At 69.7% G+C, this 17120-nt stretch carries 17 protein-coding genes; 6 read left to right on the forward strand and 11 right to left on the reverse strand.

Annotation, left to right across the window (positions count from 1 at the left end):
* Positions 1–38 precede the first annotated feature (38 nt).
* Positions 39–1130, reverse strand: coding sequence for a D-alanine--D-alanine ligase family protein (locus ACWDKQ_RS18125; RefSeq protein ID WP_450139891.1), 1092 nt, complete (start codon positions 1128–1130; stop codon positions 39–41).
* 148 nt (positions 1131–1278) lie between these two features.
* The gene (gene pdxR / locus ACWDKQ_RS18130; protein WP_450139892.1) at positions 1279–2694 is read right to left on the reverse strand and encodes a MocR-like pyridoxine biosynthesis transcription factor PdxR; all 1416 of its coding nucleotides are present in this window, start codon (positions 2692–2694) and stop codon (positions 1279–1281) included.
* A 60-nt stretch (positions 2695–2754) separates the two neighbouring features.
* Here pdxR and ACWDKQ_RS18135 point away from each other — a divergent pair, with 60 nt between their 5' ends.
* Both ACWDKQ_RS18135 and ACWDKQ_RS18140 read left to right on the forward strand, forming a co-directional pair.
* Positions 2755–3417, forward strand: coding sequence for a pyridoxamine 5'-phosphate oxidase family protein (locus ACWDKQ_RS18135; RefSeq protein ID WP_450139893.1), 663 nt, complete (start codon positions 2755–2757; stop codon positions 3415–3417).
* Between the two features lie 85 nt (positions 3418–3502).
* Positions 3503–3838, forward strand: coding sequence for an FMN-binding negative transcriptional regulator (locus ACWDKQ_RS18140; RefSeq protein WP_450139909.1), 336 nt, complete (start codon positions 3503–3505; stop codon positions 3836–3838).
* A gap of 185 nt (positions 3839–4023) precedes the next feature.
* Here ACWDKQ_RS18140 and ACWDKQ_RS18145 read toward each other — a convergent pair whose 3' ends face one another.
* The 6 genes from ACWDKQ_RS18145 to ACWDKQ_RS18170 form a co-directional block, all read right to left on the reverse strand.
* Positions 4024–4491, reverse strand: a complete 468-nt coding sequence (locus tag ACWDKQ_RS18145; protein WP_450139894.1) for a cysteine dioxygenase — start codon at positions 4489–4491, stop codon at positions 4024–4026.
* Between the two features lie 350 nt (positions 4492–4841).
* Entirely contained in the window at positions 4842–4979 is a 138-nt protein-coding gene (locus tag ACWDKQ_RS18150; RefSeq protein ID WP_450139895.1) for a hypothetical protein, read from the reverse strand.
* 10 nt (positions 4980–4989) lie between these two features.
* Complete coding sequence (locus tag ACWDKQ_RS18155) at positions 4990–5379, reverse strand: hypothetical protein (RefSeq protein ID WP_450139896.1); 390 nt, start codon at positions 5377–5379, stop codon at positions 4990–4992.
* A 20-nt stretch (positions 5380–5399) separates the two neighbouring features.
* Positions 5400–6506 carry a cystathionine gamma-lyase gene (locus ACWDKQ_RS18160; RefSeq protein WP_450139897.1) on the reverse strand — a complete coding sequence of 369 codons (1107 nt, stop codon included), beginning with the start codon at positions 6504–6506 and terminating at the stop codon, positions 5400–5402.
* A 184-nt stretch (positions 6507–6690) separates the two neighbouring features.
* Positions 6691–7698: an NAD(P)H-dependent glycerol-3-phosphate dehydrogenase gene (locus tag ACWDKQ_RS18165; RefSeq protein WP_450139898.1), complete on the reverse strand. Its 1008-nt coding sequence runs from the start codon at positions 7696–7698 to the stop codon at positions 6691–6693.
* The gene (locus ACWDKQ_RS18170) at positions 7685–8461 is read right to left on the reverse strand and encodes a lysophospholipid acyltransferase family protein (RefSeq protein WP_450139899.1); all 777 of its coding nucleotides are present in this window, start codon (positions 8459–8461) and stop codon (positions 7685–7687) included. Before ACWDKQ_RS18170 ends, ACWDKQ_RS18165 begins: the two co-directional genes overlap by 14 nt.
* A gap of 126 nt (positions 8462–8587) precedes the next feature.
* Between ACWDKQ_RS18170 and cofC the strand changes: the two genes are divergently transcribed.
* The 3 genes from cofC to ACWDKQ_RS18185 all read left to right on the forward strand — a co-directional run bounded on the left by cofC (position 8588) and on the right by ACWDKQ_RS18185 (position 12614).
* Entirely contained in the window at positions 8588–9220 is a 633-nt protein-coding gene (cofC, locus tag ACWDKQ_RS18175; protein ID WP_450139900.1) for a 2-phospho-L-lactate guanylyltransferase, read from the forward strand.
* A gap of 101 nt (positions 9221–9321) precedes the next feature.
* A complete protein-coding gene (locus tag ACWDKQ_RS18180) occupies positions 9322–11619 on the forward strand; it encodes an RNA degradosome polyphosphate kinase (protein ID WP_450139901.1) in 2298 nt (765 codons plus the stop codon).
* A 5-nt stretch (positions 11620–11624) separates the two neighbouring features.
* Positions 11625–12614 (forward strand): NUDIX hydrolase, encoded by a 990-nt coding sequence (locus ACWDKQ_RS18185; protein ID WP_450139902.1) that lies wholly within the window; start codon positions 11625–11627, stop codon positions 12612–12614.
* Between the two features lie 575 nt (positions 12615–13189).
* Here ACWDKQ_RS18185 and ACWDKQ_RS18190 read toward each other — a convergent pair.
* The 3 genes from ACWDKQ_RS18190 to leuC all read right to left on the reverse strand — a co-directional run bounded on the left by ACWDKQ_RS18190 (position 13190) and on the right by leuC (position 16211).
* Positions 13190–13798: an HU family DNA-binding protein gene (locus ACWDKQ_RS18190; protein ID WP_450139903.1), complete on the reverse strand. Its 609-nt coding sequence runs from the start codon at positions 13796–13798 to the stop codon at positions 13190–13192.
* Positions 13799–14029: 231 nt separating this feature from the next.
* On the reverse strand, positions 14030–14632 hold the full coding sequence (leuD, locus tag ACWDKQ_RS18195; RefSeq protein ID WP_450139904.1) for a 3-isopropylmalate dehydratase small subunit: 603 nt from the start codon (positions 14630–14632) through the stop codon (positions 14030–14032).
* A 175-nt stretch (positions 14633–14807) separates the two neighbouring features.
* The gene (gene leuC / locus ACWDKQ_RS18200) at positions 14808–16211 is read right to left on the reverse strand and encodes a 3-isopropylmalate dehydratase large subunit (RefSeq protein WP_450139905.1); all 1404 of its coding nucleotides are present in this window, start codon (positions 16209–16211) and stop codon (positions 14808–14810) included.
* Positions 16212–16300: 89 nt separating this feature from the next.
* Between leuC and ACWDKQ_RS18205 the strand changes: the two genes are divergently transcribed.
* Positions 16301–17002, forward strand: coding sequence for an IclR family transcriptional regulator (locus ACWDKQ_RS18205; RefSeq protein ID WP_450139906.1), 702 nt, complete (start codon positions 16301–16303; stop codon positions 17000–17002).
* Positions 17003–17120: the final 118 nt, after the last annotated feature.

A 17120-nucleotide genomic window follows, 5' to 3' on the forward strand; every position in this document is an offset into this window, starting at 1 on the left:
TCTGGGGTGGTGAACAGGCCGTTCGCTTCGATCTTTCGTTAGCGGAGGCCGGTGCCTCGGGTGATCGCCGTTTCGATCAGGGTGGTCAGCAGGGACGGGTAGTCGATGCCCGTGTGCGCCCACATCCGCGGGTAGAGCGAGATCGCCGTGAAGCCCGGCATCGTGTTGACCTCGTTGACGACCAGCCGGCCGTCCTCGGCGAGGAAGAAGTCGACCCGCGCCAAGCCCTGGCACTCCAGGGCGCGGAAGGCGCGCACCGCGCAATCGCGCAGCTCCTCGATCGCGTCGTCACCGATCTTGGCCGGGATGTCGAACTCGGTGACGTCGTCGAGGTACTTGGATTCGTAGTCGTACCAGTCGGAATCGCCGGTCACCCGGAGTTCGGCGGGCTGCGAGGCCTCGATCCGGCCGTCCGGGAACTCCAGCACGCCGCACTCGATCTCGCGGCCCACCACCGCCGACTCGATGATCACCTTCGGGTCGGTGCGCCGCGCCTCGGCGATCGCCGCGTCCAACTCGGCCCAGTCGTCGACCTTGGTGATGCCCAGCGACGACCCGGCCCGCGCCGGCTTGACGAACACCGGCAGCCCGAGCCGCTCGCGCTGCGCGTCGTCCAGCGTGACCTGGTGGCGGCGCAGCACTTCGTAGCGCCCCACCTCCAAGCCCTCCGCGGCGAGCAGCTTCTTGGTGTACTCCTTGTCCATCGACGCGGCGCTTGAGAGCACGCCCGGACCGACGTAGGGCAAGTCGGCCATCTCCAGCAGCCCCTGGATGGTGCCGTCCTCGCCGAACGCGCCGTGCAGTACCGGGAACACCACGTCGACCGACGACAGCACCTCGCCGCCCCGGCCCGGCTCCAGCAGCACCAGCTCGCGGCGGGTGGGGTCGCCGGGCAGCGCGATGGCCGTGTTCGCCGCGACCTCGGGTGCCTGGCGGTCCCGGATCTCCAGCTGCTTCGGGTCGTCGGTGCCCAGCACCCAAGCGCCCTCGCGGGTGATGCCGACCGGCAGGATCTCGAAGCGGTCCCGGTCCAGGTGCGCGAGAACGCTACCGGCGGACACGCAGGAGATGCCGTGCTCGGTGCTGCGTCCGCCGAAGACGACGGCCACCCGGGTCTTGCGCTGTGTCATGCGCCGGACCATACCTGCCGCGTCCGGAGGTCGTTTCACAAAGGCTTGGTTGCAGACCTGGACGCGGAATGCGCGTGATCTCCGGCTCGACAACCCGCAACGGCGCAAGCCAGTCCCGCCCGACAAGCGCCTGACCTGGCGAAGTGCGTCACCTCTCGCCGCAGCGCTGGGCAAGGATCGGCAGCGCTCGTTCCAGTTCGCTGCGCGAGCACGCGGCGTAGCCGAGCGCCAACCCGAACCACTGCTGCGGACCGCAGTGGTGGCGTCGCAGCCCGTCTAGCACCAGGCCGCGTTCGGCGGCCGCCGCGACCACCCGCTGCTCGGTCTCCGCGTCCGGCAGCGGCAGCACCACGTGCGCCCCGGCCCGGTCCCCGAACACCTCGACGCCCTCGGCGGCGAGCTTGTCCACCACGAGCGCCCGGCGCTGCGAAAGTTCTCGCCGCAGCCGCCTCAGGTGGCGCCCCAGGTCGCCGTGGCGCGCGAGTTCCACCAGCACGCGCTGCCCCGCCGGGGCCGGGCTGGTGCCGGTGAGATCCCGGTGCCGCAGCATCAAAGCGGCAACCTTGTCTGGTGCCAGCATCCAGCCCACTCCCAGTGTCGGGGTGAGGATCTTGCTTGTCGTGCCCAGGTGCACGACGACGTCCGGGGCCATCGACGCGAGCACCGGCAGCGGCGCCACGTCGTAGCGGAGCTCGCCGTCGTAGTCGTCCTCGATGATCAGCCAGCCCTCGGCACGCGCCCGCTCCACCATGGCGATCCGGCGCTCCGCGGGCAGCCTGCCGCCGATCGGGTATTGGTGCGCGGGCGAGCAGTAGACCGCCTGCACGCCGCGCGGAATGGCATCGACCACGATTCCCGCGTGGTCGACCGGAGCCGGCACCACCCGCACGCCCGCCGACCGCAGCGCTCCAACCGCTCGCTGGTAGCCGGGCTCCTCCACCGCGACCGTCGCGCCACGGCGCAGCACCGCGGATGCCAGCTCGAAAACGGCCGACGTGGTGCCGGCAGTGGCCAGCACGTTCTCCACCGTCAGCCCGCCGACGACCAGACCGCGGTGCCGCAGCAGGTGCTCGACGATGGCTTCGCGGTACTCGATCGCCCCGGCACGATGCGGCCTGGAATCGGGCCCGGTGTCGGCCGCCGCGCGCCAGGCCCGGCGCCACGCCGCCCGGTCGACGCCCTCCACCCACGGCACGCCGGGCGTCAGCACGACCACCGGTTCGTCCGGCCGGCTTTCGCCGTGCTTGGCTCCTGCGGCGGCCTCGGTCCGAGAGCCGGGCGGGCTGGTGGTGACGTAGGTGCCTGAGCCGCGCCGACCAGCGATCCAGCCCTCGGCGTGCAGCTGCTCGTAGGCGGCGGCTGTGACGGTGCGGCTCACCGCGAGGTGACGTGCGAGCGCGCGCGTGGACGGCAGGCGGTCGCCGCCGCGGAGCTGCCCTTTCGTCGCCGCATGCCGCAGCGCGTCGGCGAGCTGCACGGCGAGCGGTCGGCGGTCGTCGTTTCGGTGCAGCTCGATGGCCAACTCCAGCAGCGGCGAGCTGGCCGCGGGCACGGCATGTGGCATTTCAAAATTCTCCCTGATTGGCACTTCGATAATGCCACTTGCTGAAAGATCCTGTTCAACGTGACCCGACAGCTCTCTACCACGGACCGGTCCACCATCCGCCGCGGCAGCGCGCGGGCCCGCACCGAGCGCAACGACCTGCACGCCACGCTGGACGAAGGCCTGATCTGCCACCTCGGGCTGCTGATCGACGGCTCGCCCCGCGTGCTGCCCACCGGTTACGGCCGCAGTGGCGACACGCTCTACGTGCACGGTTCGACCGGTGCACGCAGCCTGCGGGAGGCAGCCGAAGGCGTCGAGGTCTGCGTCACGGTCACGCACCTCGACGGGATCGTCTACGCGCGCTCGCTGTTCCACCACTCCGTGAACTTCCGCTCCGCGATGATCCACGGACGTGCCAGGGACGTCACCGACGCCGACGAGAAGCTGCAGGCGCTGCGAGTGATCACCGAGCAGCTCGCGCCCGGTTCGTGGGAGCACGCGCGGCAGCCGAACAAGCGGGAGCTGGCTGCGACGGCGGTCATCGCCGTCGACCTCGCCGAGGCGGCGGTGAAGATCCGAAACGGCGGGCCCAACGACGACGCTGAGGACGTCGAGGAGGCCAAGGCCTGGGCCGGGGTGCTCCCGCTGCGAACGCACTGGGGCGCGCCGGAACCGTCGGCGGACCTCCCATCGGGATTCGAGGTTCCGTCGCACGTCGGCGAACGCGTGCACCCGGCATGAGCATCGTGGAGCTGGAAGAAGCCGCGCCCGCGTACCCGGTGCTCCGGGAGTTACGGCCAGATCTGGCTTCGCGCACCGGGTCCTGCTGCACCTCGCGCCCCCGATCTGGCGCACGCTGGAACACGATCCGCGCTGCGCGCTGTCGATTGTGGACGTCTACGCCTACATCCCCGGCCCGTCACGGGTCGAGGGCGACACCCTGACCAGCGCGGGCGTGCCGACGAGCCACTACGCCAACGTGCAGCTCTCGGACGAAGCGGAGCTGGTGGACGACCCGGCCGCCATGGCCGCCCTGCTGCAACCGCCAGGTGAAGCATTTCCAGCTGTCCTGGCGGGATTGCCGAGATCGCCGCGCACGACGGCCCGTTCCACCGGATGCTCAAGGGATTGCGCGGTGTGGGTCTGCACGTCGAGCCGGTGACGGCGAAATTCAGGTACGGCGACAACAAATCAGTGTCGCTGCTGGACTCGGTCGCCCGCCGACTGGTCGAAAGGGACGGTCCCCTGGATCGGGCCACGGCCGCCCAGCAACTCCGCCGCATGCGGCGGCCCGCCGAATCCCGACGGTACCCGGGATCCGCAGTCTTAATTGAAACTGCGTGTCGGTCACTCCTTGCGGAGGCCGGTGACGGGGTCGTTGATGTAGAGGGTCATCCGGGCACGGGTGGGCCGATAGACGTGGATGCTCACCGCCGGGTCCGAGCCATTGTTGTGCACCTGGTGCACGTAGTTCGGGCCGAAGACGCGGGACTGGCCCGCGACCAGCGGGTGCAGCACCTCGGTGCCACCGCGTTGGACGACGCGCTCGGTCAGGGTGCCGGTGACCACGGTGAAGGCGCCGGTGGCACCGCCGTGGTCGTGCAGATCGGTGCGCTGGCCGGGCAGCCAGCTCAGCAGCCACGCCTCGTAGCTCTCGGTGCGCATGATCGCCCCGGACCAACGCTGGTCCGGGTCGTAGCGCAGCAGGTGCGTCCACGAGCCGCGGTCGGCGGCGAGTTCACGGGCGATGCGGACCGGATGCGCGATGGTGAGATCGGCAGGCGCGGCAACGGTATTCGGAGGAACGGCGAACACGGCGGTTGTCCTTCGGGATCGTGATGAGCCCCGGGGCCGTCAGCGCGCGCACGGGCACGCCGGAAAACCCGGGAATTGCGGGAGAACGATCAACACGAAGAACACAGACAGAGCGCGCTGGCGACGCGGCGCAGGTCGATGTGACCCCGTCGATCAGTCATAGCACGCAACAACACGCCGTGAACTGAACCAGTCCTCGGTCCTCACGTCAACTCGAACCCGCAAGATCTCACACCTTGGCGCGACGCCACACCTGGCGCTTTGGCGGGGCCTCAGGTCCGGGCGGCCTCCGGCGGCCTGGCGTTCGCCGGTCGGGCGGCGGGGGCTTGGGCCGTCACGACGTTGCGTCGTTAGGCTTCCCGTTCGGCATTGGGGACCTTCATGGCTCGCTTGAGCCTCGAATTGGAGACCCGGTGGCCGGCGAAGTAGGCGATCGCCGTCAGCCAGAACGCCAGGCCGAAGCCGCCGGGGCCGAGGGGCGCCGCCACCGCCAGCACCTCAGCCGCGGCGCCGACCGCCCGCCGCGGCTAACACCGCTCCCACGACGTGGACCGCGACGGCCGTGGCCCCTCCGGCGAGGTTGGCCACGCTGGTCAGGACGGCCACCGGAATCAGCAGGCCGAAGATCCACCAGCGCCCGCGGGAGACCAGCGCCCATACCGCCAGCGGGAGGTTGCGCGAGCCGTTGTCCGACGCGGCGACCGGGCGGTCCTTGGGGTGGTACTCGAGGATGGCCTTGCGGACGTCGCCGTCCGGCGGCAGCACCGCGACCGCCCGGTCGAAGCGCCCCGGCCGCAACAGGGCCAGGTCCCGGGCAGCTGGGCGGGGCGGCTTCCCGGGGCACCAGCGAGATCGCCGCCTCCCCGCCACGCTGGACACTGTGGACATTCGCCGGAACCCACGGGGGGTTAGGCGAGGGCCTGCAGGACGTCCGCGACCAGGTCCGCGGGATCTTCGCAGCCCGCGGAGAACCGGACGAAGCCCTCCGGCACCGGGTCGCCCCACTGGGCCCGGCGGTCGACCGTGCTGTGCAGGCCGCCGAAACTCGTCGCCGCCACGACCAGCTCGCTGCGCCGGACGAACTCGTCGACCGCCGCCGCATCCGCCAGCTCGAACCGGAACACCCCGCCCCAGCGGCGCATCTGCCGCTGTGCGAGATCGTGCGACGGATCACCAGGCAGGCCGGGCCAGCGCAGCCCGGAAACCGCCGGGTGCCCGCGCAACTGCTCGACGAGCGCGGCGGCGTTCTCGGCCTGCCGCGCCAACCGCAGGTCCAGCGTGCCCATGCTGCGGTGCGCCAGCCAGGTCTCGAACGGGCCGGGGATCGAGCCGGACAGCGTCCGCGCCCGAACGAGCCGCTGCGCCAGCTCCTCGTCGCGGAGCGAAACGTGCCCCATCAGGATGTCGCTGTGCCCGGACAGCGCCTTGGTGTCGCTGGCCACCACGATGTCCGCGCCCAGCTCCAGCGGTCGCTGCCCGAGCGGCGTCGCCGTGGTGTTGTCCACCGCCAGCAACGCACCCGCGGCGTGCGCGCGGTCGGCGAGCTCCGCGATGTCGCACACGTCCAGCCCTGGGTTCGACGGGGTTTCCAGAAGCACCAGGCGAACCCCGGCGAACACGTCGTCGTGCCAGGGGCCCGGCGTGTCGATCTCCCGGACGTCCAGGCCCATCTCGCCCAGCTCGTCGCTCACGAACTGGCGAGTCGCGTAGTACCCGTCGCTGGGCAGGACCACCGCGTCGCCGGGGCCCAGCACCGCGCGCAGCAAGGTGCTGATCGCCGCCATGCCGGACGGCAGCAGGACGCAGTGGCCGCCATCAAGGTCGCCGATGGCCGACTCCAGCGCCCGCCAGGTGGGATTGCCCGCCCGGCCGTAGAAATCGCTGCCCTGGACGTCCTCCCCCAGGTGGAACGGCGCGGCGAAGACCGGACCCGGCAGCAGCGGCGTCCCGCCAACCGGTTCCGGGTGCCCACCGCGCACGCAGCGCGTGCCGTCGCCAAGATCCGATGTGGTCACAACTCTCCTGCCTCTTGCTGCGGTGCGCGTCCGAGCCCGACCTCAAGCGCGTTCTACACCGGCGGTCCGGGAACCTCGTCCCCGGAACACGCACGTTCAAGCGTCGCCGAGGATCCGCGACGACGCCCGCTCGCGTGCGGGGCGGTTTCGAAGACGGCCGCGCACAATGCGACCTCGCGCGAGTTCACTCGGATTTGCGTTCGCGGCCGAGCAGTTCGGCGGCCGCCGGTGCGGGTGCGAGTCCCTCGTGGCAGACCCGGTGCACCACGTCCGTGATCGGCATCTCGACGCCGTGCCGCGCCGCCAGCTGCCGGATCGACGAGCACGATTTCACGCCCTCGGAAACCTGCCCGTGCGCCGCCTCCTGCGCCTGCGCCATGGTTTCGCCGCGTCCCAGCCGCTCGCCGAACGTCCGGTTGCGCGACAGCGGCGACATGGCGGTGGCGACCAGGTCGCCCAGCCCCGCGAGGCCCGCGAACGTCATCGGGTCGGCGCCCAGCGCGACACCGAGCCGAGTCGTCTCGGCGAGGCCGCGGGTGATCAGCGAGGACATCGTGTTGTGCCCGAACCCCAACCCGGCGGCTATCCCGCACGCGAGCGCGATCACGTTCTTGCACGCCCCGGCGATCTCGATGCCGACGAGGTCCGTGTTGGTGTAGGGCCGGAAGTACGGCGTCGAGCAGGCGTGCTGCAGCGCGACGGCGCGGTCGTGGTCCGGGCACGCCACCACGGTTGCGGTCGGTTGCTCGGCGGCGATCTCCTTGGCCAGGTTGGGCCCGGAGACGACCGCGACGTGCTCCATCGGCACGTCGGCGACCTCGCCGACAACCTCGCTCATCCGCTTCAACGTGCTCAGCTCCACGCCCTTGGCCAGGCTCACCAGCGTCGCTTCCGGCGGCAGCAGGGGCTGCCACCCGGCCAGGTTCTCGCGCAGCGTCTGGCTGGGCACCGCGAGCACCACCGCGCCCGCGCCGTGTACGGCTTCGGCCGCGTCGTCGGTGGCGCACAACGTCGGAGGGAGCTGGGTGTCCGGTAGGTACGCGGGGTTTCTGCGGGTTTCGTTGATAGCCTTGGCGATCTCCGCGCGCCGCGCCCACAGGACGACGTCGTTGCCCGCGTCGGCGAGCACCTTCGCGAACGTGGTGCCCCAGGAACCAGCGCCGAGGACCGTGATCCGCTCAGGCCTCGCCATCGTCACCCCGGCTCTTGCGGGCGGAGCTGTAGAACTCGGCCGGCGGCTGCTCGCCGCGGATCTCGCCGAGCAGATCCCGCACGCGCGTCATCACCAGATGCGTGACCTCCCGCAGCGCGTGCGTGTCGTGCTCCATGCCGCGGTAGGCCGACAGGTCCAGCGGCTCGCCGAAGGCGATTCGCACGGTCTTGCGCGGGAACGGCCGGAACTTCTTCTCGTAGTGGTCGTAGATGTCCCGGGTGCCCCAGCGGGCCGCCGGGATCACCGGGATGTCGTGCGCCAGTGCCAGCCGCGCCACCCCGACCTTCGGCGTCATCGGCCAGCCGTCCGGGTCCTTGGTGATGGTGCCATCCGGGTAGATCACGATCGTCTTGCCGCCCTGCAGGGCGTCGTGCGCGTCCTGCAGGCTCCTCTGCGCGTCGGCAGTGCCGCGGTAGACCGGGATCTGCTCGACGCCGACCAGGACGCTCTTGAGCACCGGCGCGTTCCAGAGCGTGTTCTTCGCGAGGAACCGCGGCACCCGGCCGGCGCGGTGCACGGTCACGGCATCGAAGATCGGGTCCAGGTGCGAGACGTGGTTGAACACCAGCAACGCGGGCCCCTCGGCGGGGATGCGCTCGATCCCCCTCACCTCGGTGCGGGCCAGCACCGCGGTCAGCGGGTAGAAGACCCCGCGGGCGAGCCCGAGCCAGAACTTGCCCACACCCTGCGCCTTTTCGCTGGTCTGCCTCCGCTGGCGCCGGAGGCTCTTCGGTTCCGCCACGGGATCTCCTTCAACTGGTCGCAAGCGCCCCGACAAGTTACCTGCCGGGCCGGGCGACCGGACATCCCGCACGGCCGAACCGAATGCGGTGCCGCACCCGGGCCGCGCGGCGGCAGAATGGCTCTCGTGACCGCAGGGTTGTTCCTCATCGTGCCGATCAAGCCGTTGCACCTGGCGAAGTCGCGGCTGCTCGGTGCCGCCGACCGGGGGGCGCGCCGGCCGGCCGCGCACGCCGACCTGGTAACAGCCGTGGCATTGGACACAGTGACCGCCGCGCGCCAGGCGCCGAGCGTCGCCGGAATCGTGGTGGTGACCTCCGACCCGACGCTCACCGAGGCGTTCGCCGCCGAGGGAGTCGAGGTGCTCCCGGACACCCCTGCCACCGGGCTGAACGCCGCGCTGCGGCACGGCGACGCCCAGCTGCGGCAGCGGACCGGCACATCGCGAGTCGGGGCGTTGCAGGCGGATCTGCCGGCCCTGCGGCCCGACGACCTCGCCGCCGCCATCAGCGCCGCCGGGGACGATCGCGCGTTCTGCCCCGACCGGCAAGGCACCGGCACCACGCTGCTGCTGGCCGCGCCCGGCCAACCGCTCACCCCCCGCTTCGGGCCCGGCTCCGCCGACGCGCACGCCGGGTCCGGGGCGAAGTCGCTCCTGGGCGGGTGGGACTCGCTGCGCTGCGACGTGGACACCGAGGCCGATCTGGCCGTCGCGATGACGCTCGGGCTCGGCCCGAACACCGCCCGCCGGATCTCCTGAGCAACGCTCGCCCGCAGGGTGTTCAAGGACCCGAACGGGAATGTTCACCCCAAGACCGCGAACGTCACACGGCCACTCAGAGGTCGATTCACAACGCCCTGATGAGTGACAATGGGCTGGTGAGCACCGACAGGGTCCCGAAGCAGCCCGGCAAGCGAACCCCCAACGGCCGGTCCGCGCGCCGGATGCCGCGCCCCGCTCGCGGCGCCGGCAATCCCGTCGCGCCCGACGTACCGGCGGCGAGCACCGCTGCCATCCCGGAGGCCGCCCAGGCCACGAGCTCCGACGGTGCCCGGGTTCCGGCTGCCCCGCCCGCGGTGACCCGCGCGGCTGCCGCCACCGACCTGCCCGAGGACCGCTACCTCAATCGCGAACTGTCCTGGCTGGATTTCAACGCGCGGGTACTGGCCATCGCCGAGGACCGGTCGCAGCCGGTGCTCGAACGCGCCAAGTTCCTCGCGATCTTCGCGTCCAACCTGGACGAGTTCTACATGGTGCGGGTCGCCGGGCTGAAGCGCCGCGAGGAAACCGGCCTTTCGGTGCGCAGCGCCGACGGACTCACCCCGCACGAGCAGCTGGTCCGGATCTCCGCCCGCAACCAGGACCTGGTGGAGACGCAGGGCCGGGTCTTCCTCGACGACCTGCTGCCGGAGCTGGAGGCGCACGGCATCCGGATCCTGCGCTGGTCCGAGCTTGGCAACGACGACCAGGCCAAGCTGAGCCGCTACTTCGAGGACCACATCTTCCCGGTCCTCACGCCGCTGGCGGTCGACCCGGCGCACCCCTTCCCGTACATCTCGGGGCTGTCGCTGAACCTCGCGGTCACCGTCGCCGACCCGGACGCCGGGCTGCGGCGCTTCGCGCGCGTCAAGGTGCCGGACAACGTGCCGCGGCTGATCCGCGTCGAATCCGACCGGGAGAACGAGCGCGCCACGTTCCTGCCGCTGGAGGAACTCATCGCCGCGCACCTGGAGAAGTTGTTCCCCGGGATGCGGGTCGCCGAGCACCACATCTTCCGCGTCACCCGCAACGCGGACCTGGAGGTCGAGGAGGACCGCGACGAAGACCTGCTGCAGGCGATGGAGCGGGAACTCGCGCGCCGCCGCTTCGGGCCGCCGGTGCGGCTTGAAGTGACCGACACGATGAGCGAGAACATGCTGGAACTCCTGCTGCGCGAGCTGGAAGTCGACCAGCACGACGTGGTGGAGGTCAAGGGACTGCTGGACCTGTCCTGCCTGTTCCAGTTGGACCGGTTGCAGCGCCCGGACCTCAAGGAGTCGCCGTTCGTGCCCGCGACGCACCCGGCGTTCGCCGAGGGGCAGACGCCAAAGAGCATCTTCTCCACGCTGCGCGAGGGCGACGTGCTGGTGCACCACCCCTACGACTCGTTCTCCACGTCGGTGCAGCGGTTCATCGAGCAGGCCGCGGCCGATCCGCACGTGCTGGCCATCAAGCAGACGCTGTACCGGACTTCCGGTGATTCCCCCATCGTCAACGCCCTCATCGACGCCGCCGAAGCGGGCAAGCAGGTGGTGGCGCTGGTGGAGTTGAAGGCGCGGTTCGACGAGCAGGCCAACATCCAGTGGGCGCGGACCCTGGAGCGCGCCGGGGTGCACGTCGTCTACGGCCTGATGGGGTTGAAGACGCACTGCAAGACCGCGCTCGTGGTGCGCCAGGAGGGTTCCACGATCCGCCGCTACTGCCACCTGGGCACCGGCAACTACAACCCGAAGACCGCGCGGATGTACGAGGATCTGGGCCTGCTGACGGCCTCCCCGGAGATCGGCGCCGACCTCACCGACCTGTTCAACGTGCTCACCGGCTACGCCCGGCACGGCAAGTACCGCCGGATTCTGGTGTCGCCGCAGGGCATCCGAAACGGCATCGTGGAGCGCGTGGAGGCCGAGATCGACAGCGCCCGGCACGGTTTGCCGTGCGGCATCAGGATGAAGGTGAACTCGCTGGTCGACGAGCAGATCATCGACGCCCTGTACCGGGCTTCGCTGGCCGGTGTGCCGGTGCGCGTGGTGGTGCGCGGGATCTGCTCGCTTAAGGCCGGCGTGGAGGGACTGAGCGAGAACATCGAGGTACGCTCGATCCTGGGGCGCTTCCTGGAGCATTCCCGGGTGTTCCACTTCATCGGCATCGACGAGCACTGGATCGGCAGCGCCGACATGATGCACCGCAACCTGGACCGGCGGATCGAAACCCAGGTGCAGGTCACCGACACCAAGCTCACCGGGCAGCTCGACGCGATGCTGGATTCGACGCTGCACCCGGCCACGCGCTGCTGGGTGCTCAACGCGAAGGGCGACTGGGAGGCGTCGCCGCGCAGTGGAGAGCAAGTTCGCGATCACCAAGCCGAAATGCTGCGCCTGCACGGCGCCAAGGTGTCCTGAGGAAGATGAACGTGACCGAGGACCAGCCGGCGCCCGGCGGAATCGACGCCGGACCAGTCGACGCACCGCCTGCCCCGGTCCGTGCGGCCGGTGCGGTGCTTTGGCGCGATGGTGGCGACGGCCCCGAAGTGGCGTTGGTGCATCGGCCCCGCTACGACGATTGGTCGCTGCCGAAGGGCAAGCTCGACCCCGGCGAGCTCTCCGCGCACGCGGCGGTCCGCGAGGTGTCCGAGGAGACCGGGTTTTCCTGCGTGTTGTCGCGTTTCCTGACGCGGGTGAACTACTCGGTGCCGGAATCCGACGGCGGCCGAGCGCCGAAGGTCGTCGACTACTTCACCGCGCGGGCGGGTTACGGGGTCTTCGCGCCGAACGACGAAGTGGACGAACTGCGCTGGCTGCGTACCGACCAGGCACGGGGCTGGCTGAGCTATCCGCACGACGTCGGCGTGCTCGATGCATTCGAGGAGTTGCCGACCGAGTCCGCGACCGTGTTGCTGGTCCGGCACGCGAAAGCGGGCAAACGCTCCGAATGGGCTGGCGACGACACCCTTCGGCCACTCACCGAAGCGGGACGGCAACAGCGCGATGCATTGCATTCGCTGTTGCGATTGTTCGGCCCGGCCCGGATCTATTCCGCACCGCGACTGCGCTGCGAACAAACGGTGACGCCGATCGCCGAAGACTTCGGAATCGGGATTGCCACCGAACCACTGTTTTCCGAAGAGGGCTATCTGGGAGATCCGGACACGGCCGTCAACCTGATGCTGCGGGTGGCGGCCGGTGCGGGCCCCGCGGTGGTGTGCAGCCAGGGCGGCGTCATCCCGGATCTGGTGGCGCGGCTGGCCGATTCCGCCGGGTTGCCGCTCGGCGAGGTGGCCAGCCGCAAGGGCAGCGTGTGGACGCTGACGTTCAGCGGGGACCAGTATTCCAGCAACGGGAGTGGTCCGGCGTTGCGGCTGGCCGCAGCCGACTACCTCGCGGATCCGCTCGCCTGAGAAGGCCCTTCGGACTCCTCTTGCATAGCGGTGCGGATGGCGGGGCCTCAGGCGCCCATCTGGTTTCGGCGGATCCCCGACTCAAGAATGCCAATTCACCACGCTGGGGACTGGTCTCGTCAAGAATCCCGACCGGATGGGCACAGCCTGAGAACCCGCGGCGGTGCAAGCTGCGAAGGAGGGTCAAGCGGCTGCGCCGCTTCGGAGAACAGACCAGGTCCCGCCAGGGAGACGGATGCGTCGACGAATTTCGGTGCCGGCGAGGTGATCCGCCGACGCCCCGGCTCCAGCTGACGACCGCGCCCGCACCGCACCACGCGCGCCGAGGTGCTGGACGGGCGCCCTCCGGCGCTGATCCCGCCGTGTGAGCGTTGCGCGTCGCCCACGGGCAACTTCCGCGCGACCGCCGGAGATCCGGCGGTCGCGGCCTTCTCACGGCCGTTTCCGGTCATCGCCTGACGTCAGGGCGATGACCGGGCGACCAGGCGAACGCCGTGAGCGGGCGGCTCGTAACCCACGTAGGGGTTACCTCGCCGCCCGCTCGGTCCACTTGTGCTCGCTGCGGAAGTGAGCGGTCACTTCTTCGTGGACTTGCGCGTCGTCGTCGCCTTCTTGGTAGCCGGACGGGTCGTCTTGGCCGCGGTCTTCGTGGTGGTGGCCTTGGCCGTCGTCGCCCGCTTCGCAGGGGTCGCCTTCGCAGGGGTCGCCTTCGCAGCGGTCGCCTTGGTGGCGGTCCGCTTCGGGGCCGCCTTGTTGGCGGTGGTGGCGCGGGTCGTGGTCTTCGTCGCGGCCGCCCGGGTGGTGGTGGCCTTGGCGCGAGTACCAGCAGCGACCTTGGTGGCGCCCGCGGTCTTGGTGGTGGCACCACGGGTGGTGGCCGCCTTGGCAGCGGAAACGCGCGGCAGTTTCCGCTGTCCGCCCACGACTTCCTTGAACTGGGTGCCGGCGCGGAAAGCGGGCACGTTGGTCTTCTTGACCTTCACGCTCTCACCAGTGCGCGGGTTTCGAGCGGTGCGCGCGGCGCGGGCCCGCTTCTCGAAAACCCCGAAGCCGGTGATGTTGACCTTCTCGCCTTTGTTGACGTTGCGGACGATGATGTCCACAACGCTTTCCACAGCCTGGCTGGCGGTCTTCTTGTCTCCGAGGCGTTCTGCCAGAGCCTCGATGAGTTGGGCCTTGTTCACTTCAGTCCCTCCCAGGACACAACAACGGCCCCGTTGGGCCGACTCAATGTCAACGGTAAAGCCCCGGACAAACAAATGCCATTCGCCACGCCTCTTTTTTTCGTTGGGGCGTGGGCATTCGCGTCCGGGAAACGGGGTCCGCGGGGCTCCTGGAGCAACTGTTCAGTTATCCCCCGGAGGGTGAGTTTTTCCTTTCACAACGGGAAAAACTCACCCCGGAAGGCTTCTCTATCAGCCCTGCCGAACGGGCAGGGTAGCCGGTTTGAAGCTCGGGCGAGCTTGCTCAAAAGTGTCGATCGTCTCGGCGTGGCGAAGGGTCAGGCCGATGTCGTCGAGCCCTTCCAGCAACCGCCAGCGGGTGTAGTCGTCGATGCTGAAGGGCACCGTGAGGTCCTTGGCGTACACGGTCCGCTGCTCCAGATCGACCGTCACGGCGGTGCCCGGCTCGTTCTCCAAGAGCTTCCACAGCAACTCCACATCGGACTGCTCGCACTGGGCCGCCAGCAGCCCCTGCTTGCCCGAATTGCCGCGGAAGATGTCCGCGAAGCGGCTGGAGATGACCACTCTGAAGCCGTAGTCCTTCAGCGCCCACACGGCGTGCTCGCGCGACGACCCGGTGCCGAAGTCGGGGCCGGCGACCAGCACGCTGCCGTTGCGGAAGGTCTCGTGGTTGAGGATGAAGTTCTCGTCCGCGCGCCAGGCGGCGAACAGGGCGTCCTCGAAGCCGGTGCGGGAAACCCGCTTGAGGTAAACCGCCGGGATGATCTGGTCGGTGTCCACGTTGGACCGGCGAAGCGGGACACCGATCCCGGTGTGCGTCTTGAATGGTTCCATCGTCACTGCTCCTGATGGCGGGATGTCAGTCTTGGTCCTTGAAGCGGCGCAGCCGCTTGGCCCACGCACGGTGACCACCCCTGAGCTGTCAGCGGTGCCCACCCGCCGGGGATCCCGGCCCGAGGAGGCGTCTGAGTTTGCGCTCCGGGACACCTGCGCGAGCTGAGTCAAACTGTCAGTCGAGGTCTTCGGGGGAGGAAAGGGTTCCGCGCACGGCGGTCGCCGCGGCGACCAGCGGGGAGACCAGGTGGGTGCGGCCGCCCTTGCCTTGTCTGCCCTCGAAGTTGCGGTTGGAGGTCGACGCGCTGCGCTCGCCCGGCGTCAGCTGGTCCGGGTTCATGCCCAGGCACATCGAACAACCGGCCGAACGCCATTCCGCGCCGGCGGCGGTGAAAACCTCGTGCAGCCCTTCGGACTCCGCCTGCTGGCGGACCTTCATCGAGCCGGGCACGACGAGCATCCGCACGTCCGCGGCGACCTTGCGGCCCTTGAGGACCTCGGCGGCGGTGCGCAGGTCCTCGATCCGGCCGTTGGTGCAGGAGCCGAGGAACACGGTGTCCACGGACACCTCGCGCAGCGGCGTCCCAGGGGTCAAGCCCATGTATGCCAAGGCCTTTTCGGCGGCGAACCGCTCGCCTTCGTCGACGATCTGCGCCGGGTCCGGCACCTGCTCGTCCAGCGGCAGGCCCTGCCCCGGATTGGTGCCCCAGGTGACGAACGGGGTCAGTTCATCGGCGTTCAGCGTAACTTCTGCGTCGAATGTGGCGTCGTCGTCGGTGCACAGCGTCTTCCAGTACTCGACGGCGGCGTCCCAATCGTCACCCTCGGGGGCGTGCGGGCGCCCCCGGAGGTAGTCGAAAGTCGTTCCGTCGGGCGCGATCATGCCGGCCCGCGCGCCCGCCTCGATCGACATGTTGCAGATCGTCATGCGGGCTTCCATGGACAGCTGACGGATCGCTTCGCCGCGGTACTCCAGGACGTAGCCCTGGCCGCCGCCGGTGCCGATCTTCGCGATGACGGCCAGGATCACGTCCTTGCTGGTGACTCCCGGGCGCAGGGCGCCTTCGACGTTGATGGCCATGGTCTTGAACGGCTTCAGCGGGAGCGTCTGGGTGGCCAGCACGTGCTCGACCTCGGAAGTGCCGATGCCGAAGGCCAACGCGCCGAAAGCGCCGTGCGTCGAGGTGTGGCTGTCGCCGCAGACCACGGTGGTGCCCGGCTGCGTCAGGCCGAGCTGCGGCCCGACGACGTGCACGATGCCTTGCTCTGCGTCGCCCATCGAGTGCAGCCGGATGCCGAATTCCTCGCAGTTCTTCCGCAAGGTGTCGACCTGCGTCCGGGACACCGGGTCGGCGATCGGCAGGTCGATCCCGGTGGTGGGCACGTTGTGGTCCTCGGTGGCCAGCGTCAGATCGGGGCGGCGCACCGGCCGACCCGCCAACCGAAGCCCTTCGAAGGCCTGCGGACTGGTGACCTCGTGCACCAGGTGGAGATCGATGTAGAGCAGGTCTGGCTCGTGCCCTTCACCACGGCGCACGATGTGCGCTTCCCAAACCTTCTCCGCGAGCGTTTTTCCCATCGTTGCTCCCAGTCGAGCCTGCCGAGACCCGGAAAAAGGGCCTTCCCGCAGAGTGGACTTCCCAGATGCCGGGAAGCTAATATCGGTACGTGGGACAGCATAGCGGCATCGGAGTACTGGACAAGGCGGTGGCCGTCCTGCAGGCGGTGGCCAGCGAGCCTTGCGGCCTAGCCGAATTGTGCAGCCGTACGGGGCTGCCAAGAGCAACGGCGCACCGACTAGCAGTCGGCCTGGAGGTCCACCGCCTGTTGAGAAGGGGCTCGGACGGACGCTGGCGCCCAGGAGCGGCCCTGGCGGAACTGGCGGGGGGAGCGGTAGATCCCCTCCTCGAAGCAGCAACGACAGTCCTGCCCAAGTTAAGGGATGTCACGGGAGAAAGCGTTCAGCTCTACAGGAGAGACGGAATGCAACGCCTGTGCATAGCGACGGCGGAACCCCCGAGCGGCCTGCGGGACACGGTGCCGGTGGGAACGGCCCTCTCGATGACGGCGGGCTCAGGAGCCAAGGTCCTGGCGGCCTGGTCGGACCCCGCAACCCAAAGAGCGGTCGTGGCGGACGCGGTCTACGGCGAGAGAACTCTCATGGAGGTCCGCAGGAGGGGCTGGGCCCAAAGCGTGGCGGAAAGGGAGTCGGGGGTGGCAAGCGTCTCAGCCCCGGTCCGCGACGCCCAAGGCAACGTGGTGGCGGCCATATCGGTCTCGGGCCCGATCGACAGAATGGGCCGCCGCCCGGGAGCCCGTTGGGCAGCTGACCTGCTAGCAGCAGCAGATGCCCTCCAAAACCGCCTATAACCGGCCGATAACCCCAACAGCGCGGAGAAGACCCTGCGCAAATTGGTCAAAGATCTGATGGCGGGCAGCCGGGAGGTGCGGGAACGGGTCCGCTACCAGTTGCGCGGCTCCTACAGCC

The sequence above is a fragment of the Saccharopolyspora sp. NPDC000995 genome (genome assembly GCF_053599315.1).